25 protein-coding genes and 1 tRNA gene are annotated in these 18,245 nt (G+C 59.9%); 16 read left to right on the forward strand and 10 right to left on the reverse strand.

Annotation, left to right across the window (positions count from 1 at the left end):
* Positions 1-92 precede the first annotated feature (92 nt).
* The 7 genes from M1R55_RS08135 (at position 93) to M1R55_RS08160 (ending at position 2,563) form a co-directional block, all read left to right on the forward strand.
* Positions 93-497: a transposase gene (locus tag M1R55_RS08135; RefSeq protein WP_249391320.1), complete on the forward strand. Its 405-nt coding sequence runs from the start codon at positions 93-95 to the stop codon at positions 495-497.
* Complete coding sequence (locus M1R55_RS32075; protein WP_371827184.1) at positions 497-850, forward strand: hypothetical protein; 354 nt, start codon at positions 497-499, stop codon at positions 848-850. Before M1R55_RS08135 ends, M1R55_RS32075 begins: the two co-directional genes overlap by 1 nt.
* Positions 795-977 carry a transposase gene (locus M1R55_RS32080; RefSeq protein WP_371827091.1) on the forward strand — a complete coding sequence of 61 codons (183 nt, stop codon included), beginning with the start codon at positions 795-797 and terminating at the stop codon, positions 975-977. Before M1R55_RS32075 ends, M1R55_RS32080 begins: the two co-directional genes overlap by 56 nt.
* A gap of 392 nt (positions 978-1,369) precedes the next feature.
* Complete coding sequence (locus M1R55_RS08145) at positions 1,370-1,675, forward strand: hypothetical protein (protein WP_249391321.1); 306 nt, start codon at positions 1,370-1,372, stop codon at positions 1,673-1,675.
* Positions 1,657-1,908 (forward strand): hypothetical protein, encoded by a 252-nt coding sequence (locus M1R55_RS08150; RefSeq protein WP_249391322.1) that lies wholly within the window; start codon positions 1,657-1,659, stop codon positions 1,906-1,908. Before M1R55_RS08145 ends, M1R55_RS08150 begins: the two co-directional genes overlap by 19 nt.
* Positions 1,908-2,132, forward strand: a complete 225-nt coding sequence (locus tag M1R55_RS08155; RefSeq protein WP_249391323.1) for a hypothetical protein — start codon at positions 1,908-1,910, stop codon at positions 2,130-2,132. The genes M1R55_RS08150 and M1R55_RS08155 overlap by 1 nt, the downstream gene beginning before the upstream one ends.
* A complete protein-coding gene (locus tag M1R55_RS08160) occupies positions 2,129-2,563 on the forward strand; it encodes a hypothetical protein (protein ID WP_249391324.1) in 435 nt (144 codons plus the stop codon). Before M1R55_RS08155 ends, M1R55_RS08160 begins: the two co-directional genes overlap by 4 nt.
* Here the strand turns inward: M1R55_RS08160 and M1R55_RS08165 are convergent.
* Both M1R55_RS08165 and M1R55_RS08170 read right to left on the reverse strand, forming a co-directional pair.
* Positions 2,541-2,723 (reverse strand): hypothetical protein, encoded by a 183-nt coding sequence (locus M1R55_RS08165; RefSeq protein WP_249391325.1) that lies wholly within the window; start codon positions 2,721-2,723, stop codon positions 2,541-2,543. The genes M1R55_RS08160 and M1R55_RS08165 overlap by 23 nt on opposite strands.
* Positions 2,724-3,082: 359 nt before the next feature.
* Positions 3,083-3,319 (reverse strand): hypothetical protein, encoded by a 237-nt coding sequence (locus M1R55_RS08170; RefSeq protein ID WP_249391326.1) that lies wholly within the window; start codon positions 3,317-3,319, stop codon positions 3,083-3,085.
* A gap of 774 nt (positions 3,320-4,093) precedes the next feature.
* Here M1R55_RS08170 and M1R55_RS08175 point away from each other — a divergent pair.
* Positions 4,094-4,321, forward strand: a complete 228-nt coding sequence (locus M1R55_RS08175) for a hypothetical protein (RefSeq protein ID WP_249391327.1) — start codon at positions 4,094-4,096, stop codon at positions 4,319-4,321.
* Positions 4,322-4,610: 289 nt separating this feature from the next.
* On the opposite strand, the gene M1R55_RS08180 is transcribed toward M1R55_RS08175, so the two are convergent.
* The 4 genes from M1R55_RS08180 to M1R55_RS08195 form a co-directional block, all read right to left on the reverse strand.
* On the reverse strand, positions 4,611-5,456 hold the full coding sequence (locus M1R55_RS08180; RefSeq protein ID WP_249391328.1) for an IS3 family transposase: 846 nt from the start codon (positions 5,454-5,456) through the stop codon (positions 4,611-4,613).
* A complete protein-coding gene (locus M1R55_RS08185) occupies positions 5,453-5,752 on the reverse strand; it encodes a transposase (RefSeq protein ID WP_249391329.1) in 300 nt (99 codons plus the stop codon). Before M1R55_RS08185 ends, M1R55_RS08180 begins: the two co-directional genes overlap by 4 nt.
* Before the next feature lie 251 nt (positions 5,753-6,003).
* Complete coding sequence (locus tag M1R55_RS08190; protein WP_249391330.1) at positions 6,004-6,855, reverse strand: integrase core domain-containing protein; 852 nt, start codon at positions 6,853-6,855, stop codon at positions 6,004-6,006.
* A 2-nt stretch (positions 6,856-6,857) separates the two neighbouring features.
* Positions 6,858-7,145 carry a transposase gene (locus M1R55_RS08195; RefSeq protein WP_249391331.1) on the reverse strand — a complete coding sequence of 96 codons (288 nt, stop codon included), beginning with the start codon at positions 7,143-7,145 and terminating at the stop codon, positions 6,858-6,860.
* Positions 7,146-7,239: 94 nt separating this feature from the next.
* Between M1R55_RS08195 and M1R55_RS08200 the strand changes: the two genes are divergently transcribed.
* From M1R55_RS08200 to M1R55_RS08225, 6 genes are all read left to right on the forward strand, one after another.
* Positions 7,240-7,593, forward strand: a complete 354-nt coding sequence (locus M1R55_RS08200; protein WP_249391332.1) for a DUF4326 domain-containing protein — start codon at positions 7,240-7,242, stop codon at positions 7,591-7,593.
* Positions 7,594-7,669: 76 nt separating this feature from the next.
* The gene (locus M1R55_RS08205) at positions 7,670-8,572 is read left to right on the forward strand and encodes a hypothetical protein (protein WP_249391333.1); all 903 of its coding nucleotides are present in this window, start codon (positions 7,670-7,672) and stop codon (positions 8,570-8,572) included.
* Between the two features lie 358 nt (positions 8,573-8,930).
* Complete coding sequence (locus M1R55_RS08210) at positions 8,931-9,371, forward strand: response regulator (RefSeq protein WP_249391334.1); 441 nt, start codon at positions 8,931-8,933, stop codon at positions 9,369-9,371.
* A gap of 37 nt (positions 9,372-9,408) precedes the next feature.
* Complete coding sequence (locus tag M1R55_RS08215; protein WP_249391335.1) at positions 9,409-9,819, forward strand: response regulator; 411 nt, start codon at positions 9,409-9,411, stop codon at positions 9,817-9,819.
* Between the two features lie 298 nt (positions 9,820-10,117).
* Positions 10,118-10,354, forward strand: a complete 237-nt coding sequence (locus M1R55_RS08220) for a WGxxGxxG family protein (RefSeq protein ID WP_249391336.1) — start codon at positions 10,118-10,120, stop codon at positions 10,352-10,354.
* Between the two features lie 597 nt (positions 10,355-10,951).
* Positions 10,952-11,055 (forward strand) — tRNA-OTHER (locus tag M1R55_RS08225).
* A 60-nt stretch (positions 11,056-11,115) separates the two neighbouring features.
* Here the strand turns inward: M1R55_RS08225 and dnaG are convergent.
* Positions 11,116-12,906, reverse strand: coding sequence for a DNA primase (dnaG, locus tag M1R55_RS08230; RefSeq protein WP_249391337.1), 1,791 nt, complete (start codon positions 12,904-12,906; stop codon positions 11,116-11,118).
* Positions 12,907-13,167: 261 nt separating this feature from the next.
* Between dnaG and M1R55_RS08235 the strand changes: the two genes are divergently transcribed.
* Both M1R55_RS08235 and M1R55_RS08240 read left to right on the forward strand, forming a co-directional pair.
* Positions 13,168-13,482, forward strand: coding sequence for a cupin domain-containing protein (locus M1R55_RS08235; RefSeq protein ID WP_249391338.1), 315 nt, complete (start codon positions 13,168-13,170; stop codon positions 13,480-13,482).
* A gap of 325 nt (positions 13,483-13,807) precedes the next feature.
* A complete protein-coding gene (locus M1R55_RS08240; protein WP_249391339.1) occupies positions 13,808-14,236 on the forward strand; it encodes a hypothetical protein in 429 nt (142 codons plus the stop codon).
* A gap of 6 nt (positions 14,237-14,242) precedes the next feature.
* Here the strand turns inward: M1R55_RS08240 and M1R55_RS08245 are convergent, their stop codons facing one another.
* From M1R55_RS08245 to gcvH, 3 genes are all read right to left on the reverse strand, one after another.
* Positions 14,243-14,653, reverse strand: a complete 411-nt coding sequence (locus M1R55_RS08245; RefSeq protein WP_249391340.1) for a hypothetical protein — start codon at positions 14,651-14,653, stop codon at positions 14,243-14,245.
* 160 nt (positions 14,654-14,813) lie between these two features.
* Positions 14,814-17,690, reverse strand: coding sequence for an aminomethyl-transferring glycine dehydrogenase (gene gcvP / locus M1R55_RS08250; protein WP_249391341.1), 2,877 nt, complete (start codon positions 17,688-17,690; stop codon positions 14,814-14,816).
* A 139-nt stretch (positions 17,691-17,829) separates the two neighbouring features.
* Positions 17,830-18,192, reverse strand: a complete 363-nt coding sequence (gene gcvH, locus M1R55_RS08255) for a glycine cleavage system protein GcvH (protein WP_249391342.1) — start codon at positions 18,190-18,192, stop codon at positions 17,830-17,832.
* Positions 18,193-18,245 lie beyond the last annotated feature (53 nt).

Here is an 18,245-nt window from a genome sequence, read left to right on the forward strand (position 1 = left end):
CAAAATAGCAACTTGTATTTGAACCGCTATCAATAAGAGACTGTCTGGAAAGCGTGCTGGTTGGGGAATGGCCTGTAGGATACTCTTTTTTAATGACGCGGCGACCCACCTACCCCAGCGACACCAGCGATGAAGAGTGGGTCATTCTCGGCCCACTGATCCCTGCCCCACGACTTGGCGGACGGCCTGCTCACCTCGCTCGCCGTGACATCGTCGATGCCATCTTTTACGTGAAACGCGGTGGCGTGTCGTGGCGCATGTTGCCCGCTGACTTCCCGCACTGGAAAACGGTCTACGATTATTTTCAACAGTGGAACAAACATGGCCTGTGGGCGCGCGTCAATGACACGCTCCGCGTCCGCACGCGAGAGGCTGTGGGACGCAATGCGGTGCCCACAGCGGGGATCGTCGATTCGAGGAGCGTGAAGACCTCGCAACAAGGGGGGTCCGAGGGTACGACAGTGGCAAGAAAGTCAACGGACGAAAACATCACCTGATCGTTGATCCTCAGGGCTTGCTGCTGGGGGTCAAGGTCTTGCCCGCGAAGATCACCGATCGGGAAGGCAGCCAGCAACTCCTGCAGGAGTTGCGCCAGAACCAGCCCCAGATGAAGCTCCATCTGTTCGCCGACGGTGGAGACACAGGCAAATGGGAGGGCTGGGTCAAAACGACCCTCGGCGACACCGGAGAGACCTTCTCAGCGCTCCGATGCCAATACCCGGGGGTATTGGCTCCCAGAGGGGCAGAAACTGACGGAGGAGCAGATCAAAACTTTTCGTGGCCACCGTGGCTTCGTGGTCATCAAGAAGCGTTGGGTCGTGGAGCGCAGCTTCGCCTGGCTGTCCTTTGACCGTCGACTCAACCGTGAATATGACCTGCTCCCCCAGACCACTGAAGCCTTTATTTTCCTGGCTTTCATTCGTTGTATGATTCGCAGACTCACTGTTTTTGCCCAGCCAACCGCAGTTTCTCTCTGATCCCTGCCTTTCCAGACAGTCTCTAAAGCTGTTGAACAGTACCAGCCCCCACCCCAGCTTCGGCTGTGGGTAGGGGCGTTTTGCGGGTTTTTCCGGCCCCACAGCGGCGGTACAAGAGACCCGTCCGGCCCGTCCCGCGATGCTGACCTAGCGCAGACAGGGCGGACGCTCATTGGAAGAATCAGTGACGGCCCCCAAGAACAGGGCGATCAAGAACTGAATTCACCTGACGCGGCAGCCTCTAGCTCAAAGGTGGCCACTTGATAGCCATGTTTGGCAGGAGTGAACTGAAGATTCCTGAGAATAAGAATCTGCTGGTTATAGACAATGGCATCCTGATGGCCTGACACAATTTATGAGAAAGCGTCCCCGGTAGGGGACACTTTCTGTTTGTGAAGACCGAAAATGCCACCGGGGACGCCCCCCGACTGTACCAAGCGATCCTGCCCCACCTCCACCCCGCCCTGTGGAACGACGTCCGCAACGCCCGTACGCTGGCCTGGATGGTCAGCGGCTTGGTGCTGTCCCAGAGCGTTTCCATTCCCTCCTGGCTGCCGCACATCCACTCCCAGGCCACGGTCGCCCAGAGCACCGAACGTCGCTGCCGACGGTGGCTGGAGAATCCAGCCATCGCCCCTGGCAGTGTGTATGGCCCCCTGATTACCCGAGCCTTGCGGGATTGGGGCCCGCATTCCTGACGCTGGCGCTGGACACCAGCATCCTGTTCGGACGCTTCTGTCTGATCCGGGTGGCCGTCCTCTACCGGGGACGCGCGGTACCGCTCGTCTCCCGCGTCCTAGAGCATGCCAGTGCTCAGGTCGGCACCGAACAACTCCTGCCTGTCCTCGCCGAGGTCAAAGGCCTGCTGGATTTTCTTGGGCTGCACGATGTTCGACTCCTGGCGGATCGGGGTTTTGCGACACGGCCTTGATGGGCTGGCTCCGCGTCTGCGGATGGCACTTCCGCATCCGCATCAAATCGAGCCTGATTCTGGCCGCTCCAGACGGGCAACGGGTCTGCACCATCGGGGAAATCAAACTCGCAGCGCGCGAAACGCGCTGCTTCCACAACGTCACGATCACCGGACACCGATTTGGGCCGGTGCATGTGGCTCTGGGCCGTCCACGGACGGCCCAGAGCAGTGGCAGGTGGTGAGCGATGAACCCACCAGTCGTGCAACGTTTGCTGAGTACGGCGAGCGCTTCCAAATAGAGGAAGGATTCTTGGATGATAAGAGTGGCCTCTTCGGTCTGGAGGACTCCAAACTGCGTGATGCCGCCAGCCTCGAACGCCTGATCCTGGTGATCTCTGTGGCCACGCTCCTGCTCGTCTCCGAAGGACTCCAGCTCGTGCAGCAGGGTGTGCGCAGAACCATTGATCCCCATTGGAACCGCGCCCTGAGCTATTTGAAACTTGGTTTACGCGGCGTCCACTTCGCGCTGAGCCGGGGGCAGGCAGTACTCAACCGCCTGACGCTCCAAGGAGGCGCCGATCCGGCGCCTCCCGGACGTCGCAAGAAATCGCATGTCAGTTCTGTGGACGCTTTAGAAGGCGGCTGGGTGCTCAGATTTCGCTCTCCCTCATAAATTGTGTCAGGCCGTCAGCAATGGCATCTCCTTCAGCCCAAGTTCCAAGCTGCAAAGAGCAGTGTTGAGCAACAAACAGGGGATGATCACTGCCTAAGATTTTCCACTCTTTGTAGCTGAGTGTATTCTCTTCACCTTTCACTCGAACGATGACGGTCATGCCGAAGCATATAGGTTGAGTGCACTGTGTGGTGAAGTTGAAAATGAACCGGCACGCTATTTATGTGAGGTTCCCTAGAAAATCCATTTAGTAGAGTCTGAGTATGTGAAGTAGAGTAGTTGAGTTAAGTCGGCATTTGCCGCCGTTGGTAGCGAGAATAGCAACCCAAACACGCCCCGGAAAGCGTGAGATCTCCGTAAAGTTATGAATGTGCACAGAAAAAGGCATTATTAATAGCGTCATAAGTTCAAGACATTCTTTAGAGACGCTGGGCTCTTCTTCAGAGCCCCGTCTGTTCCACACGCTAGTCAACATTGCTAACTTTGGGAGTTGTCCATAACGATGCCCTCAACTCAGCCTTAGCTGTGCGGAGGAGCTGGACGGGAGGCTTCGGCTTCCTGCTGAATGGCTTGCAGTTCAGAGAGTACGGTGCTTTTCAAGGCGGTCTCCAACAGAGAAACCATGCGTTGAAAGACCCTGACCTCGGGAAGAGGACTTCGGGTCAGGGCTTGTTGAGCGTGCAAGATCGCCACCAGGGTGACTTGCCGTTGTTCTTCTAATGGGGACAACTCGGAGTCCGTCTGTCGAGGAGTCACGTCCTGTAGCGTAAGAGAACGTTCGCAAAAATCGCACAAACGATGCTCCCCAACGATCAAGACTGGCGTCTCTGAAGAGTCTCCTCCGTCGAAAGGCCCCCGCTCCAGCTTCGGCTGTGGGGACGGCCGGACGAGAGGCTTCAGCTTCCCGCTGCCTCGCTTGCAGTTCAGAGAGCGAGGTACTCTTTAGAGTCACCCCAGAAGGTGCACCATGCTTTTGAAGACCTCGCCCTCAAGAGGATGACCTCAGGCCATAACCTGTTGAGTATGCAAGAGAGCCATCACGCCCAGAAGTGCCGGGGTTGCCGAGCCGCTCGGGTCAGATAGTGAGCGGTGCAGTACACCTGACGAAGCTGGTGGGCGCACTGGGCCGAACTCGGGTACCGCGTTTTGAGCCAGCAGGCGAGGTCTGTCTCATAGGGAGAGGCCGCCAGCAAGGCCAAGACTTCAGCAACTTGTCGTCGGGTTCTGTGTTGCTGGAGAGGAGTGGGTGTCGCGAAGGCAGTCGGTGGAGGGAGCACACCCTTCAGGGTAAGGAGAACGTTTGTAGAGAAAATAGTCCCAGCGTAAAGGTTGGGTTAAGAGTTGGTGCCCTTCACCGGACTGGACTGATCCGACATTGCTCCCGCCCCAGCCTCGGCTGGAAGGCGGGGCCTCTGATCACCTCTCTTCTCTTCATGAGGTTCTAGGAGTCGAGTCAGCTTCCCTCTCTACCCTGAGAAGCATGAGCTGCCTCACTTCCTCGCCTCACTGGGGCCTGCCTGTAGGTGCACGATGAAAACGGGAGAATGGGCAGCGTGGGTGAACCATCTGCCAGCAGAGCCGAGCGAACTCCAACAGCTCATGGCCCAACTGCAGCGCCAAGTGGAGCAAGCAGAAGACCGTTTGGCCAACGTCTTGATCATGGGGGGCAACAGTCAAGCCCACCGGTACACCCTGATTGAGATTGCGGAGCTCAACAGCAAACTCCTTTGGCTTCAGCGTCAGGTGGCTCATGCTTGAATGCTGCGCTGCTCTCAACCAGTGGAGAGGCAGGCCGAGTCAGGACGAGCAGCGGACCGAGCGTTGAGTGGGGCTCAATGCACCCGCGTGATCTCACCTCTGTCGAACTCCCTGACCTGCTGGACGCGCCTTACCGCCAAGACAGAGGGTTGACGCATGACGTGGTGTTGCGCGAGGCCAACGCATGACCACGACCCTCGGCGATACGCTGACTGACGCTTACGGCCTCCCTTCTCAGACCTTGCTGCTGGAGTGAACCCAAAGTACCGGGCCAGCAGGCAAGTCACTTCTAGGCGCAATGATAGTGGGTGGCGAACTCGGCTGGTGGGACATACCCCAAACTGGAATGCAGACGTTCTTGGTTGTACAGCTGACCGATGAAGTGGTTGATGTGGCGCTGTGCGTCGTCGAAGTCGAGATAGTCCTGGAGATCAACTTCTTCTGTTTTCAGGGTTTTGTAAAAACTTTCCATGCGGGCGTTGTCGTAGGGGTTGCCCTTCCTGGACATGCTGGGAATCAACCCGGCCTCCCGAAGCCGATCCACGTAGACGCGACTTGCGTATTGAGACCCCTGGTCAGAATGGTGGAGGAGACCTGGAGCTGGGCAACGCGCCCCAAGCGCGTTGTTGAGTGCCTTCACGGCCAGCGCCGCGTCAATGCACCTGGACATGGCCCAGCCCACGATTTCTCGGGTGAAGCTGTCGAGGACGCAGGCGAGGTACACAAAGCCATGCTTGACCCGAACGTAGGTGAGATCGACTTGCCAGACCTGGTTGGGTTGCTTAGGGACCACGGTTGGCAACAGATTTTCAAAACGACGTTCGCTGTGCGTCGAGTCCGTGGTGGCCTGAAACCGCCGTTTGGGACGGCATAACAACCCTCCTGCTCGCATCACGCGTAAGACGCGTTTGTGATTGGTCGGGCGTCCCCGGCGGGCCAGTTCATGGGTGACACGACGGTACCCGTACCCGCTCCACTTCAACACCACCGCCTCAATCTCTTTGGCCAGCCCAAGATCCGGGTCTATCGGTGTCCGAGTCTGCTGACCCAGATACCACGACCGACTGACCGCGTGCAGCTCACACAAGCGACGTACCGACACCCTGGGATGCGCGACTCGCGCATCCGCAATCATTTGGTGCCGTGTTTCGAGCGGTACGTCGCCAACGATTTTTTCAGAATCGTGTTCTCCAGAGCGAGCTGACCACAGTACCGTTCCAGCTCGGCAATCCGGAGTTCGTCGCTGCGATCCGTCGTGGCACCATCGGTAAACGCGGCTTCCCCACGTGCCTCAACCTCTTTGCGCCACCGATGAATCAAGCTCGGAGCCAGTGAATGAAGGCGACTGAGATGGGCCGTGGTGTGCTGCCCGCTGTTGATCTGGCTGACAACCTCAAGTTTGAAGTCGCGGCTGTGATTTCGTCCTGGCATCTGATCTCCTTCGCGATGCAATCAGCGTATCCGCTGAATGGGGCAAAGTGTTTTGGCCTGTGGTCCTGTCAGATGGGGTCAGTCCACTGCAGATGGCAGCCTATAGCGTGTCCAGTGAGCATGCCGCGCTTCTCCGCTCCGTGCCTGAATACACCTTTCAAGCGGCGACAATTTTGACAGAGAATGATGGGCGACTTCTCCAAGACATCAGCGAAGGGATGACCACGCTGGGTAGTGCTCCAAGAACTTCTTCAAGCGGCGTTACGAGTGTTCGCCGATGAGGTGAGTGTAGACCAAGGCGTGGCGTAGCCCAGCGCCGAGTGACGGCGCTGGTGGTTGTACCAGTGATGAACGTCGGGCATGGCCGCGCGAACCTCGGCCATCGTCTGCCAGTCGTGACGGAAAGCAAATTGATATTTATAGGTTCTGTTGAGTCGTTCTAGGATTCCAGTGCCGCCGGGTTGGGAGACTTTTGAGCGCACCCAGCGGCCGTACTTCAAGCAGCCCTGTTGGAAGACCTCACGGGTGAAGTCGCTGCCACCGTCGCTTTGCACGAGGATGGTGTCCGGGTGGCCCTCGGCCCGCAGGACGGCAACGGCTTCGTCAAGCGTGAGCTTGGCGAGGTGCATCGACAGGCTCCGCACGACACGGCTGGCCAAGACCACCCGTGAAAGGACGTCCAGCACGAAGTAGATCCAGCAGACACCATCCGGGAGCGAGAGGCGTGTGGCGTCGATCTGCACCCGGCGGCCTTCGGGCCAATCCTGAGGACTGGACACTTTAGGGGAAGGGTTTCTTGTTTTCCGAGGTTGTGGGGGATTCAACTGCAGCGCACCGAGCGCCACTCGAATCTGGTGTAAGCCAATGGCTTCGCCTTGAGCCTTGAATTCCTGATAGAGCAAGCGGTAGCCAGAGGTGGGGTGCAACAACGCGGTCTGGCGCACCTGTGCGTACAGTTCATCCCGATGCTGCTGGCGCGCACAGCGCACCGGCGCGCTGTGCTCATGGTCGCGCAGTCGCCAATACGGGATTTCAGCGTAGTGGGCGAAGCGCCGCAAGCTGAGCTGGGGATGGCTCTGCCGGAGGACGATCGTATCAATCATCGTCAGAGCCGCCGCACTTTTCGCGCGATATCCAACTCCAGTTCCTTCTCCGCCACAATGCGCTTGAGTCGGTCGTTCTCCCGCTCCAACAGACTCACACCTTGATCCGGACGATCTCCGGCGAGGCGGGCACGGCCCGCCTCCAGGAACTGGGCTTTCCAACTGTGGATCAGGCTTTCATGGACATCATGCTGTCGGGCGGCTTCTGCCACGCCCAGTTCTCCGCGCAAAACGCTCAAGACCATGGCTTCTTTGACGTCGGTCGTCCAGGTTTTCCGTTGTTTCCCCATGATGCTCTCCAGTGTGCTCGTCCCTCGCTTCAAGAGGGTCAGATTCTGGAAGTCATTCTTGGAGCATTACCCTGAGACGTGCAGGAGCTGCACCATGACGATCACTGTCCACAACGCCCGCAAACCTATCCCCAAGGGCTGTACCCCCGTCTATGTGGGCCGCAAGACCACCTACCGTCCAGAGTTTGGCGCAGATTTCAGCATCCTCGGCAACCCCTATACGCTCCGCAAACACGGCACGCGGGCAGAGGCCATCGCGCTGTACCGTCAGTGGCTCCCACTTCGCCTCAACGCCGACACGCCGCAAACCCGTGCCCTCGAAGCGCTTGCAAACCGCATCAGGGCAGGGGAGAGCCTGCTGCTGATTTGCTGGTGTGCGCCGCTGGCCTGCCATGCCGACGTGATCACAGAGGAACTGGAGCGGCTGACGCAGGAAACGAGCGTCTGAACGAGGCAGCGAGGATCTGAACTTCGGTTCGGGAGGCAGCCTACCCGCGGGCAGGAGCCACCTCGTAGACTGCGGTATGATCCGTCCTCCCAATGATGACCTGCCGGGTGAGCTTGATCCCCGTGAAGAATGGGCCTCGTTCTCAGCAGCCCGGCGGCATGTGGGGGAGGCGGGATTCATTCAGCAAGATGTGCTGGAACACATCATTAACGCGGGCCGGGAACATCTCGTGGTGACCCAAGCGCTGCGACGGGTAGTCAACGCCACCTTGGAGCAGCTGCGGGTCACGCCTTTGGCCGAAATTGGCTCTGCGGCCGCAGTCCATGTCGCCACCTTAGAAGGCATCGTCTCTTCCGGGCGCAGCCAAATTCAGACGGCCTATGACCTGCAGGTGATCATCCAGCACACCTTGATCCAGGTTCGGGCAACGCCTCTGGAACACGTCAGCGGCCACCTGCTGAACACCCTCAGCGAGGCGGTGCATCAGCAGGCCAGCAATTTGGAAGACATCATCTCGGCAGCGGTGGCCCAGGCCAGCTCCTTGATCCAGATTGCCGAGCTGGAGCGGGTAAGGGCCGAAGCGGCCGAGCGCCTTCGCCAGGCACAGCATCGCCAGAGCGAACGCACCCTGGTGCATTTGGAACGGCAAGCGGCCGACACCCTCGAGCAGATCCGGCAGTTGGAACAGCAAGGCTACACCCACGCCGACCAGAGGCATCACCTAGTCAACCAGGCCGAACGAGCCCAAGCGTACCTGGCCCGGCTCGAACACGCCGAAGTTCAAGACCGGGTGGAGCTCACCCGCCTGGAAGAGCAACGGGACGCCAGCAGTGTTCAGCGGCGAATGTTGGAAACGGCGGCGGGCGAGACGCAGGAGGCCCTGCAGGCGCTCCAGTCCTCAGCAGAATCCCCTGAGCCGTCAGAGGCTGGTCGGCTGCCGTCAGCCTCTGATCAAGCGCCTTCCACTGAGGATGGATGACTGAATTAACGTCCTCTCCCACCTGTCGGGTCGATCAGCCGACAGAAAGGCGACAGACATGGAGTGGCCAGAGGATGCGGTTGAGTTGGGCCATGACGTTGGGTCAACGGGCTTGGGTGCTGGGAGAGGACGTCATCTTTACCTGCATTTGAGCGGCTGGCCGGCCAGTGACCTCAGTGGCTGAATCAGCCCGCCTGTGGTCTCTCCAGAGCGCACTGCATCGTGACTTCAATTCCACGGAGCCCCAATGGAATTGTAACGATACCCAGCTTTGTTGATGAAGCTTCAATTAATCTGTAGACATGACCCACCACCCATTCATGCAGCCGGTGACCTCAGGTGTCCCGCGGCTTCAGCCATGACTCACGCCCGACCCCTGCGGGTGCTGTTGGTGGATGACAACCTGACAGATCGCCTGCTGGCCGAAGAAGCCTTTGGCTTGATTGATCGACCGTGTGACTTGGTCACCGCCGAGAGCGGTGAGGCAGCGCTGAAGCTGCTCACCCACCCGGAGACCCTGTTGCCGGACGTGCTGCTGCTGGACGTCAACATGCCGGGCATGAACGGCTTTGAGCTGCTGGCCAAGCTCAAAGACACTCCACAGTTGCTGTTGATTCCTGTCGTGATGCTGACAACGTCGGCCATTCCTAAAGACGTCTCTCAAGCCTATATCCTGCATGCCAGCGCCTACATGATCAAATCTGCGTCGTTTCAGACGTCCTTGGAGCAAATCGAGAAGTTCATTGAGTTTTGGATTCAGGCCCGCGTCACGACGCGGTCCGAAATGATCACTCCCTAAAGGGCTCAAACTAAGCTTTCTGTTAAGCTCCTAAAATGTGGCCGTTGACCAGTGGGGAGAGGCACGTATTCCTCTAATCCGTCAGGTCTTGATTGTCGAGGACAGCGCTGCAGACACCCTCTTACTTGAGATGGCGTTTGCAGAGCAGGCTCCGGACGTTGAAGTGCACTCGGTGATTGACGGCACCACGGCCGTGGCGCGGTGCCTGTCGAGCGACCCCCCGCAGTTGGTGGTGCTGGACATGCATTTACCGGGAGAGGCGGGCTGGGACGTCTTGGCCAGTTTGCGGCGCAACGTGGGTGCGTCTCTTCAGGTGGTGTGTTGGAGCAGTCACGCCCACCCGGACGAAGTGCAGGCCGTGCTCGATCAGGGCGCACTGGCGTACCTCGAAAAGCCGTTGGGATTGACGGGCTTTGCTGATCTGGTCGACACCATTTTAACTCTGTAACAGAGCTGTGGCTTGCCGCAAGGTCTCAGCGCGGGCCTGTTGCTGCCAACTAAAACCCGCCCTGTTCAGAGCGGGGCGGTGCAGCTGATAGGGAGATCTACTCCCGCTGAAGCGTGGGCAAAGTGGTTCCCGCTAGTACACAATTTCCCGGATTGCAAGCGTAAGCGCGTTCCCGCAAGGTTTCCCACACAGTCAAAAAAGGCCGCTTTAGACATAGCGCATCAGCCCAGTGGTATTTATTGACACAGTTGTCCTGGAGCCTTCGGGCGAGCAATTCATATCCACTGGAGGTAAACCCATGAAATCTGAAACGAAGACTGTTCTATTGGCGCTCTCTCTGCTGCTGGCCCCTGGCGTGGCCCAGGCTCAGGACACCACCGATACCACCAACACCACCGCGACGGCCAACCAGAACGATGACAACAACGACGGATTTGACTGGGGCTGGCTCGGTCTTCTGGGCCTGGCGGGTCTGGCGGGCTTGCGCCGTCAGCCGGAGCAGGAACGCGTCGTCACCTCCACAACCCCGCGTTAACCTTCAGCCACAAGAAGTCCGACCCATTCTAGCGGTCGGGCTTTTTCTTGGCGTTGGCGTTCTGTGCCTTGATGGCGCACGAAGCACGTGGCAAAGGAAAAAGGCGACCCGTGGGGGATCACCTTTGGTCTCTCCAAGAGAGCGCGGTATAGAGCTCATATGTAAGGCATGCATCGGGCTTCGGCGAAGAAACCGCCCTGTTCAGAGCGGGGCGCGGTGGCAGTTGGCGAGACTTGCTCCTGCCGAAGCGTGGGGGACGCGTACCGCAGCTGGACGCCGTCCAGCTACCGGACAGGTGAGGTGTCGTCAGGTTCCTGTCACAGGATCAGGCGCACGCTGAGCCATGCCGAAAGCAGACAAGCCTACGCCGCCTACACCACCCGTACCTCAGCCAGACAAGGGCGGAACGAGAGACGGGTGATTCAAAGAGAGCAAAAGAAGCTCTTGCCTGCGCTGGTGTGTGGGTGAGAGCTTTTTTTGTCCACAGGCTGACCTTGGGGGTGTTGATAACTTTGGGCGTGCGTAATGGGTGGAGTTTTCAAACGTTTTCTCATGTCTCCACATGTCACAACTCAATTCGAAATATGCTGTCTGAGAGGGCGGTGATGGGCTTGAGCGTTCTCGAATGTCACGGTATGTTTCTCGTTTTATTCCGCTTTACACGCGAAAGGTCGTAGGTTCAAGTCCTATACCGCCCACCAAAGAAACACTCCCACTTTTGCGGGTGTGATCTTTATTAGTTGCTCAGCTTATTTTACCCACTAGGCCGTACTCCGCCGCGCCCGCTTCTCCGCTTCTATGGCCCGTTGCAATTCCCCGATTTGGCGCAGCAAGCTGAGTTGCTCGGCGGCTTCGGCTTCGGCCACCTGCCGCTTCAGTAGGTCTACTTCGGCCCGCATGGAATCGATGCTCATGCTGACCTGAATATCGTCCACGGCGGCGGCGGCGTAGCCGTTCACTTTCTGCTCGTACATCTGGTTGGTGTCGCGGGAAATGGCCCCAGTGTCGCGGCCCTCGAACATCAGGCGGATCAGCAGTTGCTCTTCGGGTTGGCCCCGGAAGATTTCTAGGATGGAATCGGCATTTGCGCCGCCCACGCCCTGCCCCAGCGCGGCCAGCATCACCTTGCGTACCGATTCGTTGCGCCAGGGCGTGCTGCCGTCCAACTTCGACAGCAGGCTGGGGTCGACCAGCAGTTGCCGTAGTAATGACAGTTCCCGGTCTTCTTCGCCCCGGTGGGCGCTCATGCCGGCCATGTGGGTGTCGGTCAGGGTGCGGCGCTTGGCCTTCGAACCGATCCATTCCAGCAGGGCTTCGGGCTTGATGCCCAGCGTGTGGCAGGCAATCGTGCGCATCTGCTCCGCGCCCTCGTCCAGCGGATCAAGGTTTTGCATACGGGGCAGCAGTTCCATCAGGATGCTGCGCTTGCCTGTGGTGGTGCCCACATCGTATTTTTCTAGCGCGGCCTGCACCCGGTAATGCACCTCGTCTAGCCCGCCCAACAGCGCCTGACGGATGCCCGCCTCGTCTCCGGCCAGCAGCGCGTCGGCGGGGTCTTTGCCGCTGGGCACACTGGTGGCCCGCACCCGGAATTTTGCCCCCAACACCTGATCCAGCCCCGACAGGGTGGCCTTCAGCCCGGCCTGATCTTGGTCGAACATCAGCGTCAGCTTTTGCGCCCCCAGCCGTTCCAGCAGCGTGGCGTGTTCGGCGGTCAGGGCCGTGCCGAGGCTGGCGACTGCGCCCGTGAAGCCGTGCTGGTGCAGGCTGATCACGTCCATGTAGCCTTCCACCACGATCAGTTCCCCGCCGCCCGCCGTGCCCGTCCCAGAAATAAGACTTCTGGCCTTGTCCAGCCCGTACAGCAGTTCGCCCTTTTTAAAGGCTTCGGTGTCGGGCGTGTTCAGGTACTTGGGTTTGCTGTCGTCCAGCACGCGCCCGCCAAAGCCTACTAGTCTTCCCAAGTGGTCGCGGATGGGGAACATGACCCGACCCCGGAAGCGGTCATAAATTCGGCCCGATTCCGGGTTTTCGGTGGTCAGGCCAGCTTCCAGCAGCAGGCGGTCTGTAATGCCCCGGCTTTTGGCCCGCTTGACAAGGCCATCCCAGCCTTCAGGGGCGTAACCGATTTCGAAGGCGGCGATGGAGGCGTCGGTCAGGCCACGTGCCCGTAGGTAGTCCAGCGCTGGCCCCGGCAGATGCTCCTGAAAATAGGCCAGCGCAAAGGCGTTCACGTCGTACAGGTCACGGCTGGACTTCTCGCCGTATTTGGCTTCCACCTGCACGCCTGCTTTTTCGGCCAGTTTCCGCAGAGAATCGCCAAAGCTGAGGTTCTCGGTCTGCTGCACAAAGCTGAAGATGTCGCCGCCCGCCTTGCACCCAAAGCAGTAGTAATAGCCCTGCTCGGTGTCCACCTGAAACGAGGGGCTTTTTTCCTTGTGGAACGGACACAGCCCCTTCATGCGCCCCTTGCCCGCAGGCGTGAGGCTCACATATTCTCCGATGACCTCCGCGATATTTAGCCGCGAACGGACGTCTTCTTTGGTTCCCACGTTGTTGCCCCACCCCCCGGCGTTGTGTCCGCTTCGTCTGAACTTCTTCAGAGTTAGAGCTGTAGTGTACGCCCCCAAACGGCTTCTTGCCAAATCGCGTCAGATTCAAAAATATACCGTTTAGAACAGCGTTTTTGGGTTTCTCTCTGCTGACTCCCGGACAAAATGCGTGGGCGTCGGCCTTGCGGCTTGGCGGCCAAAGCTCTGCCGCCCTGAAGCTTCCCCTCACCCCGGCGCGGCCATTGGGGCGCAGGCTGAGGCATGACAACCCAGACGTACAAGGTCAGCCAGAGTGACACGCAGCACGGCGAACACGGCGAGCATCACCTGATTCGCGGCCAAACGGGACAGATGCGCCTGTGGCACCGCGAGGAACCCGACCCCGCCAAGCCCGAAAGCGTGAATGACTACGAAACACTGGGCTACGTGATAGAGGGCCGCGCCGAACTGATCGTGAATGGGCAGACGATCTCGCTTGCGCCGGGGGATTCGTATTGTGTGCCGAGTGGGGCCAGTCACACCTACCGGATCACGGAGACGTTGACGGCGGTAGAAGTGATTTCGCCGGGAAAATAAGTTTTTTTGGTGACTGCGATGGCTTCCCCCAGCCCTCGCCCCACAGGGGTCAGGGGAGGTTGCCGCTCTGCTGAGGAGGATTGGATTGATCTTGTCGCATCTAGACTCGACTTGCTCGTTCATTTGAAGTGGAACTGCCAGTCGTCTTGAACATGGAATTGGCCTGCGTGTTGCACGCATCTTGGGGCCTCACACGGAGAGGGGCGCTGCGCCAACAGCGGGGTGAGGGGAAGTGAGCGCCAGCGAGTGCCTCTCCGCACACTTGCCCCCAAAACACGCCTTTCCACACTTTGACCTTCGCCCTCTGCCCCTTACACTGCCCCAAATGCCCCTTGGTGACGCTCCCAACTACTCCACGCCGCGCACGCTGGGCCTCGCGTTGGTCAGCATTCTGGGGTCGCTGGCGCACTTTGGATTGGGGGCACTGGACTACGGCAATGTAGACCGGTATTTGGGGTTGTGGGGCATGTTGCTGGCGGGACTGCTTCTGGTCTTCGGCGTGCTGAGTCTGATCCGGTACGCCGAGGCGCACGACGCCATGACCGATCCCAGCCCACGCACGCCCATGTATTCCACGCCGCACGAACGCCTCACCTTCCTCATCGGTACAGGACTGAATGCGCTGTGTGCGTTAACCGCACTGGCGTGGGCCGCAAGCGGGCAACTGGTGCCGTGGCATCTGGCCGCCGCTGCTGTGAACCTATGGGCAGTGTGGCTGGCATGGCAGGGAAGGCCAAGAAGGGGAGAGGAATAGGCCCGCTCAGCCTACAGGGTTCAACGCCGGGTGCTTGGCTTCCGCCTCATGCCGGGTCAATTGAAGCGCCGTCCAGAGATCCAGCATCGTGATCCCTACAACGGCAGCGAGGGCGGCAGCGGCGTTGGCCCGCTTCTTATTCTGCGGCCCCAGTGCAAGGGCCAGCGTGGCAATATCCAGCGCGTCACCTGCCACCCGCGCCCAGATCCACTGCGGCGTGGTCGTCTGCGTCAGAATCGCCCCGCCTGCGGTCAGTTCGCGCACCCCGTATAGGCGCAGCAGAGTCTGATGGCGCTCCAGTCCCAGCAGTTGGCCCAGGGCTGCCGGGGCCACCGCTTCCAGAGTGCCGAGGCTGATGCTGAACCAGCCCAGAAAGTTGGCGGCGCGGTTGGCGGTGTTCAGGGTGCGTGGATGCATGCTTCAGGCTGTCGCCCTGGCATGAGCCGCAGCCCAGAACCAGATTGGCGTTGGCTCCTGCCGAGTTAGGGAAGGGCTGAACAAGGGTTTAAGCGGGGTGGGAAAGATAAACGGAAGCGGGGCCATTCTGCGCTGAACGGCCCCACCTTCCTAAATGCCTTTATTCGCTCAGTTGCAATTCTGCATACTCGCTGATCAGTGGGCAGCTACACACGAAGTTCCGGTCTCCGTACACGTTGTCCACGCGGTTCACGGCGGGCCAGTACTTCCACGCCCGCTGCGCGGCGGAGGGGAAGGCGGCCACTTCACGGCTGTAGGCCCGGTTCCAGTCATCCGAAATCAGGTCGCCCTGCGTGTGTGGCGCGTGCCTCAGCGGGCTGTCCTCGGCGCTCAGCAGGCCATCTTCCACTTCCTGAATCTCGCGGCGAATGCCCAACATGGCGGCCACGAAACGGTCGAGTTCGGCTTTCGGCTCGCTCTCAGTAGGTTCGATCATCAGCGTGCCGGGCACGGGAAAGCTCATGGTGGGCGCGTGAAATCCGTAGTCCATCAGGCGCTTGGCGATGTCTTCCTCGCTGATGCCGCTGGCCTGTTTCAGGGGCCGAATATCCAGAATGCATTCGTGGGCCACGCGCCCGCCCAATCCGTCGTGATCTGGCCCGGTGTACAGCACAGGGTACGCGCCGCGCAGTCGGTGGGCGATGTAATTGGCGTTCAGGATGGCAATCTCGGTAGACCGCTTCAGGCCCGCCGCTCCCAGCAGACGGATGTACAGGTAGGAAATAGGCAGAATGCTGGCGCTGCCATACGGCGCGGCGCTCACGGCTCCGGTCTGGCTCTCGGATGTGGCTCGGACGCTGTGATTGGGCAGATAGGGCGCGAGGTGGGCCTTCACCCCAATCGGCCCCATGCCCGGTCCGCCGCCGCCGTGCGGAATAGCAAAGGTTTTGTGCAGGTTCAGGTGGCTCACGTCTGCGCCGATAAAACCGGGGCTGGTGAGGCCCACCTGCGCGTTCATGTTGGCCCCATCCAGATACACCTGCCCGCCGTGCGCGTGGATCAGGTCGCACACCTCGCGCACGTTTTCCTCGAAGACGCCGTGCGTGCTGGGATAGGTAATCATCAACGCACCGAGGTTGTCGCTGTGCTGCTCGGCCTTGGCCTTCAGGTCTTCAAAATCGATGTTGCCGATGTCGTCGGTCTTGACCACCACCACGCTCATGCCCATCATGGCCGCGCTGGCCGGGTTGGTACCGTGGGCGCTGGCTGGAATCAGGCAAACGGTACGGTGGCTGTCGCCTCTGGCCGCGTGATATTTGCGAATCGTCAGCAGGCCCGCGTACTCGCCCTGCGCCCCGCTGTTGGGCTGCAAACTCACGGCGTCGTATCCGGTCACGTCGGCCAGCCACGCTTCCAGTTCCGCCAGCAGGTGCGTGTAGCCTTCGGTCTGATCGGCGGGGGCAAACGGGTGAATCTGCCCGAATTCGGGCCACGTCACCGGAATCATCTCGGTGGTGGCGTTTAGCTTCATGGTGCAGCTTCCCAGCGGAATCATGCCGTGCGTCAGGCTGTAATCCTTGTTCTCCAGCTGTTTCAGGTAACGCAGCATGCCGTGTTCGGAGTGGTGCGCGGAAAAGGTCGGGTGTGTGAGGTAGGGCGTGGTGCGCTGAAGATTGGCGGGAATGCCGAGCAGGTATTCGGAATCTAGGGCGTCGAGATCGGCAGGTTCTCCGGTCAGAACCTGAATCAGATCGGCAAGCTGTTCAGTGGTTGTCGTCTCGTCCAAGCTGACGCCGATGCGGTCGTCTTCGTAGCGGACATTGATGCCGCTGGCTTCTATTCGGAGACGAAGTTTGGCGGTGTCTGCCTCAAAAGTAAGGGTGTCGAAGAAAGTCAGGTTCGGCTCGTACTCCGAGTTGACCAGAGCCTTCGCCAGCATCCCCGTCATAACATGCACGCGCTCTGCAATGGTTTTAATCCCTTCTGGCCCGTGCCACACGGCGTAGGCGGCGGCCATATTTGCCAACAATGCCTGTGCGGTACAGATGTTGCTCGTGGCTTTCTCGCGCCGAATGTGCTGCTCGCGGGTTTGCATCGCCATTCGCAGGGCGGTTTTACCCTTGCTGTCCTTGGAAACGCCGATCACGCGTCCCGGCATGCTGCGCTGGTACGCGCTGCGGCAGGCCAGGAACGCCGCGTGTGGGCCGCCAAAGCCCATCGGTACGCCGAAGCGCTGAGAGTTGCCGATCACGATGTCGGCTCCCTGCTCGCCCGGAGGAGTGACTAAGGCACAGGCCAGCAAGTCGGTTGCCACGATTAACGCCGCGCCGCCCGTATGCACCCGCTCAGCAATATGGGAGAGGTCATGCAAATCGCCGTAGGTACCGGGAGTCTGCACCAGCGCGGCAAACGTTCCTTCTGGAAGCTGTGCGTTTGCCGCGCCCGTCTGCACCTCGTAGCCAAAGAACTCGGCCCGCGTGCGGATCACGTCCAGCGTTTGCGGATGAACGTCGTCGGCCACGTAGAACACGTTGCCTTTGGCTTTGGCCGTGCGCTTGGCCAGCGTCATCGCTTCGGCGGCGGCGGTGGCTTCGTCCAGCAGCGAGGCGTTCGCCACTTCCATGCCCGTCAAATCCATCACCATCTGCTGAAAGTTCAGCAGCATTTCCAGCCGTCCCTGAGAAATCTCGGCCTGATACGGCGTGTAGGCGGTGTACCAGCCGGGGTTTTCCAGGAGGTTCCGCAGCACCACGGGCGGCGTGTGTGTGCCGCTGTAGCCCATGCCGATATAGGAGCGGAAGACCTTGTTCTTGGCCGCCACCGCCTTCAGATCAGCCAGAGCCTGGGCTTCGGTGACTGGCCCGCCCACCTGCATCTCGGTAGGCCGCACAATCGCCGCCGGAACCACCGTGCGAATGAAGGTTTCCAGGCTGTCGTAACCCAGCTCATTCAGCATCGCGGCCTGCTCGCCCTCGCTGGGGCCGATGTGACGGCGGGTGAAATCGTCGGTCTGAAGGAGTTCGGTTAATGGGCGCATGGGATGGCTCCTGTTGGGGTCTAAAGGTCTAAGGTGCAGATGTTCGGCGTGGCAGGGCGGGCGGGTACAGGCCAAGACTTGGGGCAAGCCAGCCGCCCCACTGGTCTTTCAAGCTGTTCTTAGACCCTTAGACCGCCTTTTAGTTGTTAGCGGCGGCGTAATCCTCAGCGCTCAGCAGTTCGGCGCTTTCTTCGGTCACGTCGATCTTGAACAGCCAGCCATCTTCGTAGGGGCTGCTGTTGACCAGTTCAGGGCCGCCGCTGAGGGCGTCGTTGACGGCGGTAATGGTTCCGGTGGCGGGCGCGTAGATGTCGGACGCTGTCTTCACGCTCTCCACGACGGCTATGGTTTCGCCTGCGGTCACGATCCGGCCCACTTCGGGGAGTTCCACGTACACCACGTCGCCCAACTGATCCTGAGCAAAGTCGGAGATGCCCACCGTGCCGTCCTCAGACAGCCACTCGTGCGACGGCGCGTATTTCAGTTCGTTGGGGGTTTGCATGGTTTATTCTCCCTAATTCTGTGTGGTGCTGTGTGGGATCGGCTATGGCGACT

Source organism: Deinococcus sp. QL22 (genome assembly GCF_023370075.1).
In the GTDB taxonomy this organism is placed as follows: Bacteria; Deinococcota; Deinococci; order Deinococcales; family Deinococcaceae; genus Deinococcus.